Source organism: Streptomyces sp. NPDC039424 (assembly GCF_055639495.1).
The window spans coordinates 20969-37685 of record NZ_JBVKAI010000008.1; the positions used below are offsets into that span (position 1 = coordinate 20969).

At 74.2% G+C, this 16717-nt stretch carries 15 protein-coding genes; 5 read left to right on the top strand and 10 right to left on the bottom strand.

Translation table 11 applies throughout. From position 1 onward, the window contains the following. Positions 1-43 precede the first annotated feature (43 nt). Positions 44-802, top strand: a complete 759-nt coding sequence (locus ACZ7L0_RS21155) for a LysR family substrate-binding domain-containing protein (protein ID WP_471244026.1) — start codon at positions 44-46, stop codon at positions 800-802. A 136-nt stretch (positions 803-938) separates the two neighbouring features. Here ACZ7L0_RS21155 and ACZ7L0_RS21160 read toward each other — a convergent pair whose 3' ends face one another. After that, the gene (locus ACZ7L0_RS21160; RefSeq protein ID WP_471244027.1) at positions 939-1385 is read right to left on the bottom strand and encodes an anthrone oxygenase family protein; all 447 of its coding nucleotides are present in this window, start codon (positions 1383-1385) and stop codon (positions 939-941) included. A 90-nt stretch (positions 1386-1475) separates the two neighbouring features. Here ACZ7L0_RS21160 and ACZ7L0_RS21165 point away from each other — a divergent pair, with 90 nt between their 5' ends. After that, complete coding sequence (locus ACZ7L0_RS21165; protein WP_471244028.1) at positions 1476-2054, top strand: TetR/AcrR family transcriptional regulator; 579 nt, start codon at positions 1476-1478, stop codon at positions 2052-2054. Between the two features lie 179 nt (positions 2055-2233). On the opposite strand, the gene ACZ7L0_RS21170 is transcribed toward ACZ7L0_RS21165, so the two are convergent. The 3 genes from ACZ7L0_RS21170 to ACZ7L0_RS21180 are packed head-to-tail and all read right to left on the bottom strand — an operon-like array spanning position 2234 to position 4908. After that, positions 2234-3667, bottom strand: a complete 1434-nt coding sequence (locus ACZ7L0_RS21170) for an MFS transporter (protein WP_471244029.1) — start codon at positions 3665-3667, stop codon at positions 2234-2236. 9 nt (positions 3668-3676) lie between these two features. Next, positions 3677-4411, bottom strand: a complete 735-nt coding sequence (locus tag ACZ7L0_RS21175) for an HAD family hydrolase (RefSeq protein WP_471244030.1) — start codon at positions 4409-4411, stop codon at positions 3677-3679. 20 nt (positions 4412-4431) lie between these two features. Further along, positions 4432-4908, bottom strand: a complete 477-nt coding sequence (locus ACZ7L0_RS21180) for an Lrp/AsnC family transcriptional regulator (RefSeq protein ID WP_471244031.1) — start codon at positions 4906-4908, stop codon at positions 4432-4434. Positions 4909-5149: 241 nt separating this feature from the next. Here ACZ7L0_RS21180 and ACZ7L0_RS21185 point away from each other — a divergent pair, with 241 nt between their 5' ends. Continuing rightward, complete coding sequence (locus ACZ7L0_RS21185; RefSeq protein WP_471244032.1) at positions 5150-6643, top strand: FUSC family protein; 1494 nt, start codon at positions 5150-5152, stop codon at positions 6641-6643. Between the two features lie 152 nt (positions 6644-6795). Continuing rightward, the gene (locus tag ACZ7L0_RS21190) at positions 6796-7830 is read left to right on the top strand and encodes a lactonase family protein (protein ID WP_471244033.1); all 1035 of its coding nucleotides are present in this window, start codon (positions 6796-6798) and stop codon (positions 7828-7830) included. Between the two features lie 134 nt (positions 7831-7964). Here the strand turns inward: ACZ7L0_RS21190 and ACZ7L0_RS21195 are convergent, their stop codons facing one another. The 4 genes from ACZ7L0_RS21195 to ACZ7L0_RS21210 all read right to left on the bottom strand — a co-directional run bounded on the left by ACZ7L0_RS21195 (position 7965) and on the right by ACZ7L0_RS21210 (position 11910). Continuing rightward, positions 7965-8888 (bottom strand): sirohydrochlorin chelatase, encoded by a 924-nt coding sequence (locus ACZ7L0_RS21195; RefSeq protein ID WP_471244034.1) that lies wholly within the window; start codon positions 8886-8888, stop codon positions 7965-7967. Positions 8889-9039: 151 nt separating this feature from the next. Further along, positions 9040-10017, bottom strand: coding sequence for an N-acetylglucosamine kinase (locus tag ACZ7L0_RS21200; protein WP_471244035.1), 978 nt, complete (start codon positions 10015-10017; stop codon positions 9040-9042). Continuing rightward, positions 10014-10691: a uracil-DNA glycosylase gene (locus ACZ7L0_RS21205; RefSeq protein ID WP_471244036.1), complete on the bottom strand. Its 678-nt coding sequence runs from the start codon at positions 10689-10691 to the stop codon at positions 10014-10016. The genes ACZ7L0_RS21200 and ACZ7L0_RS21205 overlap by 4 nt, the downstream gene beginning before the upstream one ends. A 133-nt stretch (positions 10692-10824) precedes the next feature. Continuing rightward, positions 10825-11910, bottom strand: coding sequence for a WD40/YVTN/BNR-like repeat-containing protein (locus tag ACZ7L0_RS21210; protein ID WP_471244037.1), 1086 nt, complete (start codon positions 11908-11910; stop codon positions 10825-10827). Positions 11911-12194: 284 nt separating this feature from the next. Here ACZ7L0_RS21210 and ACZ7L0_RS21215 point away from each other — a divergent pair, with 284 nt between their 5' ends. Then, positions 12195-12770 carry an Rv1733c family protein gene (locus tag ACZ7L0_RS21215; RefSeq protein ID WP_471244038.1) on the top strand — a complete coding sequence of 192 codons (576 nt, stop codon included), beginning with the start codon at positions 12195-12197 and terminating at the stop codon, positions 12768-12770. 38 nt (positions 12771-12808) lie between these two features. On the opposite strand, the gene ACZ7L0_RS21220 is transcribed toward ACZ7L0_RS21215, so the two are convergent. Next, positions 12809-14824 carry a HEAT repeat domain-containing protein gene (locus ACZ7L0_RS21220; protein ID WP_471244039.1) on the bottom strand — a complete coding sequence of 672 codons (2016 nt, stop codon included), beginning with the start codon at positions 14822-14824 and terminating at the stop codon, positions 12809-12811. Between the two features lie 166 nt (positions 14825-14990). Then, positions 14991-16646, bottom strand: coding sequence for a DNA alkylation response protein (locus tag ACZ7L0_RS21225; protein ID WP_471244040.1), 1656 nt, complete (start codon positions 16644-16646; stop codon positions 14991-14993). Positions 16647-16717: the final 71 nt, after the last annotated feature.

Consider the following 16717-nt stretch of genomic DNA (forward strand, 5'->3'; position numbering starts at 1 on the left):
GGCCGCGTTCGAGACGTCCGACCACGGCCGGTAACCTGGCGGCGTGACAGGCTCGCAGGAATCACCGTCGTTCCGGCTCGCGTACGTCCCCGGAGTGACGCCCGCCAAGTGGGTGCGGATCTGGAACGAGCGCCTGCCCGACATCCCGCTCACCCTCCTCCAGGTGACGACCGCCGAGGCGTCCGAGATGCTGCGCGCGGGGGAGGCGGACGCGGGTTTCGTACGGCTGCCGGTGGACCGTACGTTCTTCAGCGCGATCCCCCTCTACACCGAGACCACGGTGGTCGTCGTCCCCAAGGACCACCTGATCACGGCGGCGGACGAGGTGTCCCTGGCGGACCTCGCCGACGAGGTGCTCTTCCATCCCCTCGACGACGTGTTCGACTGGGACGGTCCCCCCGGTGAGGCCGCCTTCGAGCGTCCCGCCACGACGGCGGACGCCATCGAGCTCGTCGCCGCCGACGTCGGCCTCCTCGTCGTCCCCCAGTCGCTGGCCCGACTGCACCACCGCCGGGACCTCACCTACCGGCCGGTCGTGGACGCCCCCCAGTCGAGCATCGCCCTGTCCTGGCCGGAAGAGGCCACCACCGACCTGGTCGAGGACTTCATCGGCATCGTCCGTGGCCGCACCGTCAACAGCACCCGGGGCCGCACCGCCCAGCCCGATCCCCAGCGCAAACGCCCCGACACGCCCGCCGCCCGGAAGAAGCCCACCGCGGGCAAGACGACCGGCCGCACCCCGAAGCGGAGCTCCGGCGGCGCCAAGAGCCCGAAACGCGGCAAGCCTCGCCGCCGCTCCTGACCGAGGACACGGACGGGGCCGGGAGGCCACTGTCACGGCGCCTCGTCCGCCAGGGCCTGCCCGACCATTTCCCGCCTGCCTCGCGACACCCGGCACGCACTCTCCACGCTCTGTGCATCTCGGGGCAGCGCTGGTATCAGGTGAGGGCCGTGACCAGCAGGGTGAAGGCGGCGATGATGACGGCGACGCGGACGTAGTGAAAGCGTTCCCAGCGGTGCAGCTGCTGCTTCCAGTCGGCGGGCCGGTTGTCGGGGGTCCACGTCTTGTTCCGGTTGTTGATCGGGACGAGCAGCAGAATCGACATGACCACGCTGACGATCAGCAGGCCCGCGGCGGTGACGACGAGTCCGGCGCCGTGGTGGTGCCATCCGGCGATGGCCCAGATCGCGCTGAGGACGAGCGAGCCTATGTACCAGAACGGCATCAGGGCGCCGAGCATCCGGCCGCCGTGGGCGTGGCCGAGCTGGCCGCTGTCCTCGGGAAGCGCGTCCAGGATCCGGTTCATGATGAAGGCGACGGAGAACTCCACCCCCACCATCAGCCCGACGATGACGGTGGTGACGACCTCGAGTGCGTTGAGCATGACGATTCCTCCGTGAACTAGCGTTGCTAGCTGATGAGGCAACGCTAGTACTACTGCCGCTCGATTGTCTAGCGGTGCTAGGATCGAATCATGTCGGTACAGGAACGCAAGCAGCGCGAACGGGCGGAGCGTGAGCGCCTCATCGTGGCGACGGCCCGCGAACTCGCCGAGCAGCAGGGCTGGGACGCAGTCACCACCCGCCGGCTCGCCGAGCGCATCGAATACAGTCAGCCCGTCCTCTACAGCCACTTCCGCGGCAAGCGCGAGATCATCGGCGCCGTCGCCCTTCAAGGGGCCGCCGAACTGGCCGCAGCGGTGCGGGCCGCGACCTCCGCCGCGGACGGCCCGCGCGCCCGGGTCGCCGCCCTGGCCCGCGCCTACCTCGACTTCGCCGCACGCAACCCGGCGGTCTACGACGCCTTGTTCCAGCTCGACGGCGGCCTGGCGTACGCGCAGGAGGACACCCCCGAGCCGCTGAAGGACGCCTTCGCCGCGCTGATGGAGAGCCTCGGCGAGGTCGCCGGGGACGGCGTCGACCCGGGGCTGTTCACCGAGGTGTTCTGGGCGGCCCTGCACGGCCTTGCGACCCTGACCCGCGCGGGCCGCCTGCTGCCCGAGGACGCCGAGCCGAGGGTGGAACTGCTGGTGGACCGGCTCGCCATGGTCTGACACACCGTCCCGGCGGGCACGCAGCCGGGGCCCTCGCGCCCCGCCGCTGCCTGCCTGCGGCAACGCTTCCGGTCACTCGCGTCCACACGGCGCAGCCGCAGATCGCCGGGCCCCGCCCCCCGGACGGGGCACCCGCCTGGGAGGCCGCGATGCTCATTGATCACGAGCCGATACGCTCCCTAGCCCTCCGCGGAGCGCTCCCGCAGGTCGGCCACCGCCAGGGCCAGGCCCAGCAGGACGAACAGGAGGGCGGTCGCCAGGCCGATCTGGAGTGCGCCGGTGACGTGGCCGTAGGCGGCGAGGTGGGCGAAGTACACGGCTCCCACGGCGGCGATCCCGGCGGCGGAGCCGATCCGCTGGCCGGTCTGCAGCACGCCTCCGGCGGCCCCGGCGCGGCGGACCGGGACGCGGCCGAGGGTGAGGGTGGTGTTGGGGGAGACGGTGAGTCCCGAACCGATCCCGGCGACGAGCAGGGGCAGTGCGGCGGCCCACGCCACGTCCCGGTCCGGGACGAGCTGAACGGCCACGACGGCCCCGATGAGGCCCAGTGCGACACCGCACAGTCCGTAGACCACCAGCCTGCGGCCGTAACGGACGACCAGCCGCCCTCCGGCCAGGGCGGCGGCCGCCGAGCCGACCGCGAACGGCGTCGCGGCGATCCCGGCCGCGAGCGCGCTGTAGCCCAGGCCGTTCTGCAGGAACAGCGTGTAGACGAAGAAGACCGAGGTGAAACCGGCGAAGTACACAAGGCTCAGCAGCGCCCCGAGTGTGAACGACCGCCGGGTGAACAGCCTCAGGTCCACCAACGGCGCCCGCCCGCGCCGCCCCTGCCGCCGCTCCCACAGCCAGAACGCCGCCAGCAGGATCGCGGCCACGGGAACCAGCGCCCACTTACGCCGTCCGGGCCACTGCTGCTCCTGCACCAGGGGCAGCATCAGCGCGAGCGCACCGGAACCCAGCAGCAGCACGCCGGGCACGTCGAACCCCTCCCGCGGACCTTCCCGGGGCAGGGTCCGGGGCAGCAGCCGCAACGCCGCGGCGAACACCGCCACGCCGATCGGCAGGTTGACGTAGAACACCCAGCGCCAGCCGTCGTCGCCGCCGGACGCCTGGATCAGCAGACCGCCCGCCAGCGGCCCGACCGCGGTGGAGACGGCGACGACGCTGCCGAACATGGCGAACGCCCGGGCCCGCTCGGCGCCGTGGAACATCTGCTGCATCAGCCCCGAGCTCTGCGGTGCGATCATGCCCCCCGCCAGGCCCTGGAGCAGCCGGAAGATCACGAGCCATCCGGCGGCCGAGGTGAGCCCGCACGCCGCCGAGGCCAGCGTGAACAGCGCCACCCCGACGAGGAAGGCCCCCTTGCGGCCCCAGATGTCCCCCAGTCGGCCCGCCGGCACCAGCATCAGCCCGTATGTCAGGGCGTAGCCGGAGGCCACCCACGACAGGTCGGCCTGGGTGGCACCGAGCCCCCGGTGCATCGACGGCAGGGCCACGTTCACGATCGACGTGTCCAGGAGGGTCATGAACCCGGCGGTGAGGCACACCCCGAGAGCCTGCCAGCGCCGGTCATCGACGCTCGGCTCGGACGACCGTGCCTGGACTGTGGTCATGCGGCCACGCTAGGCAGCCGAGCCGCCCCTCGCACGGGGAGCGCGGCCGGGTGGTGGCGTCCCCGCCCCCGCGAGCCACTCGTAGGCGGCCCGCGCCGTGAACTCCGCCTGGCCGCCGCGCACGAGCAGACCGGCGGTGGCGAACTCCGGCGCGCCGGCCTGCGCGGCGACGTACGGGATCGCCACGCACCGCATCCCGGCCGCGTGCGCGGCGGCGGCGCCCGGTGCCGCGTCCTCCACGACCACGCAGTCCGCCGGGGCCGCCCGAAGGCGCCGGGCCGCCTCCAGGAAGACGTCCGGCGCGGGCTTGCCGCGGGCCACCTCGTCGGCCGAGACGACGGTGCGCAGGTGGGCGTCCAGGCCGGTGCCCGCGAGGATCGCCTCGATCGCCTCGGGGGAGGAGCCCGAGGCCACGGCCATCGGGACGCCCTCGGCGGCCAGCAGCTCCACGAACTTCCGCATCTCGGGGTACGCCCGCGTATCGGCCCGGGCCAGCTCCAGATAGCGCCGGTCGGTCGCGGCGAACAGCTCCTCCACGGGGGCGCGCAGCCCGTACCGCTCCTTCCAGAGGGCGGCCGTCTCCAGGGTGCTGATACCGACGTAGCTCTCGTGGTCCGCCCAGCCGAAGTCCCGGACGCCGTGCTCGGCCAGGGTCAGCCGGCCCGCTTCGTAGTAGTTCGGCTCGCTGTCCACGAGCGTGCCGTCGAGATCGAAGATGACCGCGATGTCGCCCAGGGTGCTCATGGCTTCCAGCATGCCAAGCGCTACGGGCGGCCGGCCCTGCCCAGCGACTCCACCAGGGGCAGCAGCCGGTGCGGGACGCGCTCGCGCAGGGCCACCTCCGTGCGGGTGCGCACCACGCCCGGCAGGCTGATCAGCTTCTGGATCACGTCCTCGAGATGGGCGTTGTCCCGCGCCACGACCCGGGTCAGCAGATCCCCGCCGCCCGTGATGGAGAACGCCTCCACGATCTCCGGAACGGCGGCCAGCGCGTCCCCGACATCGTCCAGGTGGCCCTGGGTGACCTCGATGTGCACGAACGCCAGCACCGGATGGCCGAGCGCGGCGGGGGAGAGCGAGGGGCCCGTGCCGGTGATCACGCCGTCCCGCTCCAGCCGGTCCAGGCGGGCCTGGAGGGTGCCGCGGGCGACGCCGAGGATGCGGGCGTACTCGCGCACGCTGGTGCGCGGCTGCTCCAGCAGCAGCCGCAGGATGCGGGTGTCGAGCTCGTCCACGGTCATGATGTACGACTGTACCAATGGCTCAGCGACGGCCGATCCAGATGTGCCGTCCGACCTGGTCCAATGGCCTGCCGACGGATGGGCGCCGGGATGCGATGATGCGCCAATGGCACAGTGATCCAGCGAACACTTGAGCCAGCGACCTCTGTGGTGCTCTCATGGGCATGTCGATGGCGCTGCGGATCCCCGCGGCGCCTTTTGTGTGCCGGTTCCGTACCGGTGTTCCCAGGGGTGGCAAGCAGTGCTGAAGAGGGTGTTCGTGGCTCCGGACCCGGGGCGGCTGCGGCTCAGGTTCGCCGCGCGGGCCGTACTCGGCGTCGGGTCGGCGGTCGTGGTCTGCGGTCTCGCCGGACACTCCCTCGTGGGCGCCGTCACCGGTGGGCTCGCCGCCCTGCTGGCCCTGTTCACCGTCACCGATGCCACCGTGCGGGGGCAGGCGGTCACGACGGCGCTGCTGCCCGTCGTGGGCCTGCCGGTGCTCACCGCGGCGGCCGAGCTGCACGACCACCCGGTGGCGCGGGACCTCGCGTTCCTCGCCGTGGTCGGCGCGGGCGTGTACGCGCGCCGCTGGGGCCCGCGTGGCCACAGCCTCGGCGTGTTCGCCTTCATGACCTTCTTCGTGGCCCAGTTCCTGCACGCCACCGCCGGGCGGCTGCCCGAGCTGTACGCCGCCGTCCTGCTGTCCGTGCTCACCGCGGCGGCGGTGCGCTTTCGGCTGTGGTGCTACGAGCGCCGGCTGCCCCCGGCCGCGGTGCCCGCCGCGCCCGGCGGGAGCGGACTGGCCCGGGTGACCACCCGGCAGGCGGTGCAGGCCACCGCGGGCGCCGGTTTCGCGCTCGTCGCGGGCCAGCTGGTGTCCGGGCAGCGCTGGTACTGGGCCGTCGGAGCCACCTGGTGGATCTTCGTGAACACCGCCTCGCGCGGCGAGACGCTGGTCCGCGGCTTCCGGCGGGTCCTCGGCACCGTCCTGGGCATCGCCCTGGGCCTGCTGGTCGTCGTCCCGCTGCACGGGTCGCCGCTCGCCACGGCCGTCCTCGTCGCCGCGGCGGTCTTCGGCATCTTCTACACGGCCGCCCTGTCCTACACCTGGATGATGCTCTGGGTGACGCTGCTCGCCGAGCTCCTCTACGGCCTCCTCGGCGTCCTCAGCCCCGGCCTGCTCGGTCTGCGCCTGGCGGAGACCGGCGTGGGCGCCCTCGGCGCCGTGCTGGCGGTGCTGCTCGTACTGCCCGTCACCACGCACACCACCACCGACGCCTGGATCCAGCGCGCCCTGCGCTGTGTGCACGCCTGCACGGCGGAGGCCGCCGCCCGCCTCGCCGGTACCGACGAGACGGCGGACCCTGCGCGCCGGGTCACCGAACTCGAACAGCTGCTCGGCCGGGTACGACTCTCGGTCGCCCCCCTGGTGCACCCCCTGAACCCCCTGCTCGGCCGCAAGCGGCGCGCCCGCCGGGTGCTCGCCCTGCTCGACGACTGCGCTCGCGAGATCCGCGGCCTGGTCGCGGTCGCCGCCGACCCGGAGGCCTCCCACGACGCCCGGCTCGCCGCCGCCTGCTGGCGGGTGGAGGCGGCGGTCGAGGCCCTCACCGAGGGCGGCCCCGGCCACGTCACCCACGCGGCCGAGCCGCCCGCCGAGCCCGCCCTGGCCCACCTCCACGGCCTGGAGCGCGCCCTGGCCGACCTGGCGGAGCCCCTGCGGACCCCGCCGGGGACGGGGCTGGTCGGAGCCTGAACAGCGGCGGCCCCGGCGTCCCCCCGGTCCGCCACGCCGTGGTCCTCCCGGTCCGCCGCGCCATGACCCCCCGAGTTGGTCTAGACCGCACGTGATCGACTGCTACCGTCGGCCACGCGGGCGACGGACGGGCGCGGCGAGAGGGGACAGCGGTGGCACACGGCGGAAGTCGGCGGCGGAGGGCGTTCATCGGGTCGTTCACGGCGGCGGGCGGGGCCGGGGTCGTGACGGCGGCGGTCCATCCGGACAGCGGTGCGCTGCACCTGCTCGGCAGCGTCGACGGCGTCCCCGACCCGTCCTACCTGGCCCTCTCGCCCGGCGGGGACACGCTCTACGCGGTCAGCGAGACGGCTGAGGGCGCCGTGGCCGCGTACCGAGTGCACGGCGACCAGCCGGAGCTCACCGGCCCCCCGGTGCCGGTCGGCGGCAGCGGACCCACGCACCTCAGCCTCTACGACGGGCACGTCCTGACCGCCAACTACGGCTCGGGCTGCGTCACCGCCGTCCCCCTGCGCGCCGACGGCACGCTCGCGGGCGCGCCCTCGGGCCGTCTCCAGCACACCGGTTCCGGCCCGCACGAACGGCGCCAGCGCAGGCCGCACGCCCACCAGGTGCAGCCCGCCCCCGGTGGCCGCTGGGCGGTCAGCGTGGACCTCGGCACGGACTCGGTCCGGGTGTGCACTCTGGAGGGCGGGGTCCTGGCGGTGCACCGCGAATTCGCGCTGCGGCCCGGCTCCGGCCCCCGCCACCTGGCCTTCCATCCCGACGGCCGGTACGCCTACGTCGTCAACGAACTCACCCCGACCGTCACCGTCTGCCGCTGGGAGGGCGACAGCGGCTCCCTGAAGCCGCTGATGGAGACGCCGGTCCTGCCCGACGTCCCGGCCGGCGACGCCTACCCCTCCGGCATCGTCGTCTCGCCCGACGGCCGCTTCGTGTGGACCGCGACGCGCGGCGAGGACGTGCTTTCCGCGTTCACCGTCGAGGGGGAGACGCTGCGGCTGATCGGCACGGTCCCCTGCGGCGGCCACTGGCCGCGCGCGCTGACCGAGTCCCGGGGTGTCCTCTACTCGGCCAACGAACGCTCCGGAGACGTCACCTGGTTCACGATCGACCGGGCGACGGGCATTCCGCGCTACGAGGGCTCGGTGGCGGTCCCCGCCGCGTCCTGCGTGGTGTTCGACTGAACCCGCCCCTCCGTCTCCCCGGCACGGCGAAGGGCCCGCCCCTCGGAGGGGAAAACGGGCCCTTCGCCATACCGCTCGTGCGGGTCGTGCGGGGTACAGGTCGTGCGGGTCGTGGGGGGAGGCGTCAGGCCGCGTCAGCGGACCGGCGCGCCCTGCGGCTGCTGCGGGGCGATGCCCAGCGCCGTCGTGTACTTGGCCAGGGCGAGCTTGCCGATCGCCGGGTAGGCGCCGAGCGGCTCCGCGATGGCGCAGCCCGCCTCCGCGGCGGCCGCCTGCAGCAGGCCCGCGTCGATCTCGGGGCCGATCAGATACGGCGCGAGCGCCAGCTGCTGCGAGCCGGAGGAACGCAGCTGGTCGGCGACGGAGGCGATCGAGCCCTCCTGGTCCAGGGCGGCCGCCATCACCGGCACGGCGAGGCGCGCGGCGAGCAGCATGCCCGTGATCCCGGCCGCCTGCACCGCCTCGTCGCCACCCACGGAGGCCAGGACGATGCCGTCCGCGGCGGTCGCCACGGTGAACAGACGGGCCCGGTCGGCACGGGCCAGGCCCGCCTCCGACAGGCGCACGTGCAGCGCCTCGGCGAGCAGCGGGTGCGGGCCGAGGACGTCGGTCAGCTCGGCGGCGACCCGGCTCTCCATGAGGGCCTGCCGGACCTGGCGCAGCAGCGCGCTGTCCGGACCGGCCAGCAGCGGGACGACCACGGCCACCGGGCCGTCGGGTTCCTTGACCTCGACGCCCGCGGCGCGGGCCTGCTCGTAACGGGCCGTGCGCTCGTCGGCGGTGTGCGCCAGCACCGACCTCAGGGCCGGGAACTCCGCGTCGTCCCCGTCCAGGTACCCGATCCGGGCGTCCAGGCCGGGCAGCTCGGAGCGGGCGATGCTCACGACCTCCTCGGCGAGGCTGCGCGTGGCGGCGCTGGGCGTGCCCGGCACCGCGAGGACGAGCGCGGGCGCGCCCTCGGGAGCCACCAGCGGTTCGGGGCGGCGGTGCCGTCCGGGCTGGCGGGGTCGCGGCATTCGTACTGGCAGGCCGGACTCGGGTCCAGTGGGGGAGCTCATGGCGCCGCATGTTACTGGTTTCCTGGGCTTCTCTGTTCGGGGAGGGTGCAGGTGAGCGGTTTCCGTCCTGTTTTGTCTGATGAGTTACGGGCGGATCAGAAGTGATCCCTGTACGTTCCGGACAGTTACTGCCCCGAGGGAAGCAATCCCGTTATGTCGTCACGGTATACAAGATCGCATCATCGCCGGGCAGGGTGAGCTGCCCGGCCGCCAGATCGGTCGCGAGCCGTACCGCGCCGTGCAAGGGATCCCCCTCGGCCGGGACATGACGCGCGTGCGGCAGCCGCCCGGCCAACTCCTCGCCCAGGGGTACGAGGAGCGGGGCGCCCATCCCGACCAGACCGCCGGTGACGGCCACTCGGGGCTCCCCGGCCGCCGGGCAGACCGCGGCGGCCGACTCGGCGATGTGCCGGGCCGCCGCGCGCAGGATGCCGGCCGCCACGGGGTCGCTCGCGGCGCAGGCGGCCACCCGGGGCGCGAAGGAGGCGAGCACGGCGGGGCGGTCCGCGCGCGGGTAGAGCATGCCGGGCAGGCCCGGCAGCGGACCGAACTGGTCCTCGGCGCACGCGTGCAGGGGGGCGGACCCGCCGTCCCGGCCGTCGTGGGCGCGCAGCGCGGCCTCCAGGCCCGCCCGCCCGATCCAGGCGCCGCTGCCGCAGTCGCCCAGCAGATGCCCCCAGCCGTCCGCCCGCCGCCAGCCCGTCAGATCGGTGCCGAGCGCGATCAGTCCCGTGCCCGCGGCGACCACGGCACCGGCCCGCGGCCCCAGCGCGCCCACATAGGCGGTGACGGCGTCGGCGGCGAGCGCGACGGCCCGCACGCCCAGTTCCCGGGCCAGGGCGGCCGGTAGCTCGGCGCGCAGCGCGTCGCCCAGGGACGCGAACCCGGCGGCGCCGACGACCGCCGTGTGCAGCCCGCTCACTCCGGCCTCGGCGGTCAACGCCCGGGCCATCGGCACGAGCTGCTCCATCAGATGCCCGGGGTCGATTCCCCGCGCGCCGATGCGCACCGGCTCCCGCGACTCCCGCCGCGCGGCCGGACCACGCCCTGGCACGCCCACGACGACCCGCAGGCCGGAGCCGCCCGAGTCGACGGCCAGGAAGCCGGGCCCGGCCCCCTGCCGGGTCATGGCAGGCGCCAGTCCACCGGCTGTCCCCCCTGCCGGATCAGCAGGTCGTTGGCCCGGCTGAACGGACGGGAGCCGAAGAAGCCGCGGTCGGCCGACATCGGCGACGGGTGCGCGGACTCCACCGACGGCAGGTCGCCCAGGAGCGGACGCAGATTGCGGGCGTCCCGGCCCCACAGGACGGACACCAGCGGCTTGCCGCGCGCGGCCAGCGCGCGGATGGCCTGCTCGGTGACCTCCTCCCAGCCCTTGCCGCGGTGGGCGGCCGGACTGCGCGGGGCCGTGGTGAGCGCCCTGTTGAGCAGCAGCACGCCCTGCCGCGTCCACGGGGTGAGATCGCCGCTGGACGGCTGGGACACCCCCAGGTCCGCGTGGAGTTCGCGGAAGATGTTGATCAGGCTGGGCGGCAGCGGGCGTACGTCCGGCGCGACCGAGAACGACAGCCCCACCGCGTGCCCCGGTGTGGGGTACGGGTCCTGGCCGACGATCAGGACGCGGACGTCGTCGAAGGGCTGCTGGAAGGCCCGCAGGACGTTCGGCCCGGCCGGGAGGTAGGTGCGTCCCGCCGCGATCTCCGCGCGCAGGAAGTCGCCCATCGCGGCGATCCGTCCGGCCACGGGTTCCAGGGCCTTCGCCCAGCCCGGTTCGACGATTTCATGCAAGGGTCGTGGTGCCACGGGCGTCACCCTACTGCCGTACGCGGTACGGCGATCACACGGTGGTCCGAGGCCGACCGAGGATGACCGAACCGTCGACACGGGTGACTTGAACCTCCTTCCTTCGCGGTCGTGTTCCTTGCCGCTGTGCTCCTCAGCCCACGACCGCGGCCCGCACACACAGCACGTCCGGCAGATGGGAGGCCAGCAACTGCCAGCTGTCACCGTCGTCGCCCGAGGCGTACACCTCGCCGTTGCGGTTGCCGAAGTACACGCCCGCCGGGTCCGCGTCGTCCGTGCGGAGCGCGTCGCGCAGCACCGTGCCGTAGTGGTCCTCCTGGGGCAGCCCGGCGGTCAGCGGCTCCCAGGTCTTGCCCGCGTCCGCCGTGCGGAAGACCCGGCAGCGGTGGTCCGCGGGCACCCGGTCCGCGTCCGCGTTGATCGGGAAGACGTACGCCGTGTCGCCGCGGTGCGGGTGGGCGGCCACCGCGAAGCCGAAGGTGGACGGCAGGTCCGCGCCGATGTCCGTCCAGTGCGCGCCCGCGTCGTCGCTGCGGTACACCCCCCAGTGGTTCTGCAGGTAGAGCCGGTCCGGATCCCGGGAATCCTGCGCGATCTTGTGCACGCACTGGCCGAACTCCGGGTTGGGGTCCGGCAGGAACACCGCGGACACCCCGGAGTTGGACGGTGTCCAGCTCGCCCCGCCGTCCGTGGTGCGGAACACCCCGGCCGTCGAGACCGCGACGGTCACCGCCCGCGGGTCGCGCTCGTCGGTGACCACCGTGTGCAGGCCCTCACCGCCGCCGCCCGGCACCCACTGCGCCCGGGTGGGGTGCTCCCACAGCGGGCGGACCAGCTCGAAGCTCTCCCCGCGGTCCTCCGAGCGGTACAGCGCGGCCGGTTCCGTGCCCGCGTACACCACGTCCGGCTCGGCGGCTGCCGGGTGCAGCTGCCAGACCCGCTCCAGTGAAGCGCCGGTGTCCTTGGGGAACTTGACGGCGGGCCGGGCCGGTTCGGTCCAGGTGCGGCCCAGGTCGTCGGAGTGGAACACCGACGGGCCCCAGTGCGCGCTGTCGCCTCCGGCCAGCAGCCGCGGGGTGCTTCCGCGGGTGTCGACGGCGACCGAGTAGACGGCCTGTGCGTTGAAGTAGGGACTTTCGTCGAACTGCCAGGCGCCACCTCGCCGCCGCCCGATGAACAGTCCTTTTCGGGTACCCACGGCGAGCAGTACCTCGGTCATGCCGATCACCTCCGGGACATCTTTGTCGCAGGTAGTTTTCAGACACCGGTCAGTCTGCACCCCGGCACTGACAGTCACCTCTGGAAGCGTCATCTCCGCAGGTCAGTGCGGTGGCGTGGGCCTGTCGCGGAGATCGCTTGGACGTGTTCCCGTCAGACGCCTGCACGGACCGGGACTCTCGTGCGACCGTCGAAGCGGGGGGCTTCGTGAGCAAGACGGGGACGCCCCCCGTATGGGAAGGCGGTCGGGAAGGCGGCCGGTCTGTCCGTGCGCTCGTGAGGAGGATGCCTTTGAAGGCGTTCCGTGGTCCGAAGGTGTGGCTCTGGCGCTGGCGGCGCAACCCGCTCAAACGCAGGGCCGACACGATGGAGGCCTGGCTGGTGCTGGGCGCCTGGCTGCTCACCGTCCTGGCCGGGGTCCTTTCGGGACTCGCGGCGGCAGGCTCGGTGGAGCACGGGCTGGCCCGGGAACGCGCCGAGTGGCGGCCGGTCGTGGCCCGGGTCACCGAGAAGGCCCCGGGGTCGGCGAACACCGGCGAGCAGGTATGGGCCAAGGTGCGCTGGACCGTGGCGGCCGGCTCCTCGCACACCGGCCAGGCCCGGGTCGCGCCCGGCAGCGAGGCGGGCACCCCGGTCACCGTGTGGACCGACCCGCAGGGTCACCTGGTCACCCACCCCGCCTCCGTCTCCCAGGCCCACCTGCGCGCCGGCCTGATCGGCACGCTCGTCGGCGTCAGTACCGCCGCCGTCCCCTTCGTCGCCGGCCTGGCCCTCCGCGGCCGGCTGGAACGCCGCCGCATGGCCGAGTGGGACGCCGAATGGGCCCGACTGGGGCCGCAGTGGGGCCGGATGACCGGCTGAGGAGCGGGGCCGTCCCCGGGAACGGGCCGGGCGGCCCCTCATCCTCCCGGTCCTCCCGACGGCACCCCTCTGCACACCCGGAGCAACTCCTCGTCCTTCTGAATGTCGTGGCTTCCGTACCCGCCCGCCCGCGCCGTGTGGCGCCGCGCCCCGGCCAGTTCGGCCCGCAGGAGGTCCCACAGCGGGGCGCCCGCCGGCCCCATGCCGGCGACACAGGCGGCGATCGTGCCGCGTGTGCAGGGGTTCTCGGCCCAGGCCGCGCGGAACACCGGGAGAACGGGGTCCGGATCCCCGGCTGTCCGCCACAGCGCGAGTGCGGCCGAGGTCCGTTCCCACACCCGGCTCGCCCCGGTCATGCGGTGCAGCGCGGGCAGCGCGGAGCGGGCCGCGGGCCCCAGCCGGGCCACTTCCCGGGCGGCCGCCCGCCGGCGTCCGGACTGCTCGTGCGCCAACTCCCCCAGCAGGACCGGAAGTACGACGGCCACGTCCTCGCCCGTCGACCACAGCGCCCCCGCTGCCGCCGCCGCGTACCCGCTGCCGAGCAGCCCCCGCAGCACCGGCGCCGCCTCCCGCGCGGCGGGCCCGAAGGCGTCCAGCGTGCGGATCGCGTACCCCACGGCGGTGTCCCCCGGCCCAGGACGCTCCGGCGCGGCGCGCAGCAGCCGCAGCACCTCGGGCACGGCCGCCGCGTCGCCCAGGGCCGTGAGCGCCGACAGCAGGGGCACGGCACGGCTCCTGCTCGCGGGCGAGTCGAGCGGGAGCCGCCCGAGCCGGCGCCGCAACGCGGGGGCGAGCGGGGCCGCGGCCCGTCCCAGGGGGCCGACCACGTGCCCCAGGTCGTCGGGCGGAAGCGGTCCCGCCAGCAGCTGGGCGAGGACGGGGACCACCCGTGCGTCCCCGCTGCGGGCGAGGGCCTTGAGCGGGCCGCCCAGCGCGGACGCGCCGCGCTCCCACCCGCGGACCCACAGGTCGGGCCGGGAGACGACGAGGGCGTGCAGGTGGTCGGCGGCGGGTGCGGCCAGGCCGAACAGCTCGGCCAGCACCGACACCGCCGCATCCCGTAACGGATCGTGTTCCTCGCTCAGTTGGGCGCCGAGCAGGGCCACGGGCCCGGTGTAGTCGGCGCGCCACTCGCGCAGCAGCCCCGCCGACATCCACACCGCGTTGCACCGGTCGACCGGGGCGGGGCTGGTCAACTGCCCGGTGAGCAAGGCGATCCGGTCGTCCACCCGGTCGTCCAGCGCGGTGTGCAGGGTCCGCAGCAGATACGAGCCCTCCTCGTCGGAGGGCCGCAGCCGCCGTATCCGGCCGACGAGGGTGTCCGTACCGGGGCGGTCCGGCTCCTCCGGCCGCCCCCCGGACCATTGTTCGGACCTGTCCCTGAGCAGCCGGACCACCGTCGGCACCAGGTCGGCCGGGAGCCGGCCGGGCGCCCCGAGCGCGAGCTGGCCGAGGGCCGCGAGCCGCAGCCCGGGCCCGTACGGCGGGGCGCTCTGCGCGGCCAGCAGGTCCACCGCCGCGGCGGCGTGCCCGGGATGCCGCCGTACGAAGAGGCCCAGGCCCTCGGTGAGGGCGAGCAGGACCCGGTCGTCCCGCTCGACGGTGATCCGCTCCCGCAACAGGCCCAGCACCTTCGCCGGATCGTCGAGGAACCGCACGAGCGCCGCCGGCGTGGCGCGCCGCACCCCGGCGTCCGGGTCCGCGGCCAGGGTGACGAACGCCTCGGCGCCGGAGCGCACCGCGGCACGCGCCGGCGTACCGCCGTCCTCGGCGTCCTCGCCCTCCGTGCCGATGCTCACCAGCAGCTCGACTATGCCGCCCCGGTCCGGCACCTCCGCACGGGCCGCGAGGGCGAACAGGAACGGAACGCAGGCGAGGGTGGAGTCGTACACGTTCCCCTGGTGGTGCACCGAGCCGTACATCCCGTCCAGCGCGCCCTCCCGCTCGGCCGGGTCCGCGGAGGCCAGCCCCCGCAGCAGTCCGGGCACGTCCTCCGCACTGCCGTGCGCATGCCGCAGCGAGGCCCAGTCGACCTCGTCGATCCCCGTGAACACGTTGTCCTCCCCAGACGAGTGCCACCTGATCGCGAGTCTGCACCACGGCACTGACAACGAAGCGGAATCAGGCGGCGACTGTGTGCGATCCGTCGGCTGTCACCGGCCACGGACCGCGAGCGGGGGAGGGGAGGAGAGAGGAAGGCGAGGGGAGAGGAGATGAGGGTCAGTGCTCGCCGGGCAACGCCCGTTCCAGGACCGCGCCGACGTCGGCCGTGCCGGGCAGTGTGCCGAAGGCGTACCCCCAGTCGCCGCCGAGCCGGGTGGCGCAGAAGGCGTCGGCGACCGCCGGCGGGGCGTGCCGGACCAGGAGCGAGGCCTGGAGGGTCAGGGCGGTCTGCTCGACCAGCCGGCGGGCGCCCGCCTCGTCGGCCTCGGCCAGGCGGTCCTTCAGCCGGGTCACGGCCGCGTCCAGCCGGGCGTCCGCCCCGCGCGCCAGGGCGAGTTCGGCGAACAGCGCCTCCGCGGTGGCGGGTTCCCGCCCCAGCGCCCGCAGCACGTCGAGCGCGTTGACGTTCCCCGAGCCCTCCCAGATGGACAGCAGCGGAGCCTCGCGATAGTGGCGGGGCATGCCCGACTCCTCCACGTAGCCGTTGCCGCCCAGGCACTCCAGGGCCTCCGCGGTGAACGCCGGGCCCCGCTTGGTCACCCAGTACTTGCCGACGGCGGTGGCGATCCGCCGGAAGGCCTGTTCCCCGGCGTCCCCGCGCACCGCCCGGTCCGCCGCCCCCGCCAGCCGCAGCGTCAGCGTCGTCGCGGCCTCCGACTCCAGCGCGAGGTCGGCCAGGACGTTGCGCATCAGCGGCTGGTCCAGCAGCCGGGCGCCGAACGCGCTGCGGTGACGCGCGTGGTGTCCGGCCTCGACGAGCGTCTTGCGCATCAGTGCCGCCGACATCATCACGCAGTCCAGCCGGGTGCAGTTGACCATCTCGATGATCGTCTTCACGCCCCGCCCCTCGGGGCCGACCAGCCAGGCCACGGTGCCGTCGAACTCGGGCTCGGAGGAGGCGTTGGACCGGTTGCCCAGCTTGTCCTTCAGCCGCTGGATGCGGAAGGCGTTGCGGGTGCCGTCGGGCAGCACGCGCGGCACCAGGAAGCAGGACAGGCCGCCGGGCGCCTGGGCCAGCACCAGGAACACGTCGCACATCGGCGCCGACGTGAACCACTTGTGCCCGCGCAGCGTGTAGAGGCCGGGTTCGGCGGTGGGCGTGGCCACGGTGGTGTTGGTCCGGACGTCGGAGCCGCCCTGCTTCTCGGTCATGCCCATCCCGGCCAGCAGGCCGCGCTTCTCGGTGGGCACCCGCAGTTCGGGCTCGTACTCACGGCCGGTCAGCAGAGGCTCGTACACCTTCGCCAGGTCCGGCTGGGCGCGCAGCGCGGGGACGGCCGCGTACGTCATCGACGTCGGGCAGCCGTGCCCCGCCTCGGTGTGCCCCCACACCAGCCCGCCCGCGCTGCGGGCCACATGGGCGCCCGGCCGGTCGTCCGCCCAGGGCGCGCCCGCCAGTCCCTCGGCGACCGCCGCCCGCATCAGGTGGTGCCAGCTGGGGTGGAAATCGACCTCGTCGACGCGGTTGCCGTACCGGTCGTGCGTGCGCAGCTCCGGCTCGTGCCGGTTGGCCAGTTCGGCCCACTCCTGCGCCTGAGCGCCGCCGGCGCGCGCCCCCAGCCGCCGGATGCCCTCCTCCGCCCAGTCCGCGCCCTCCCGGCGCAGCCCCTCCAGCAGGGCCGTGTCCTCGGCAGCGTCGTAGGGGGCCAGGGGCGGGGGCTGGTTGGTGACGAGGTGCGTGACGTGCTGCGGGTGCGCGGATGTCTCGGCCATACGCTCAGTGTTGCACTATTTCTACAGTCGCAGCAATGATGCAACATCAAGGCCGCCCGTACAGTACGTCT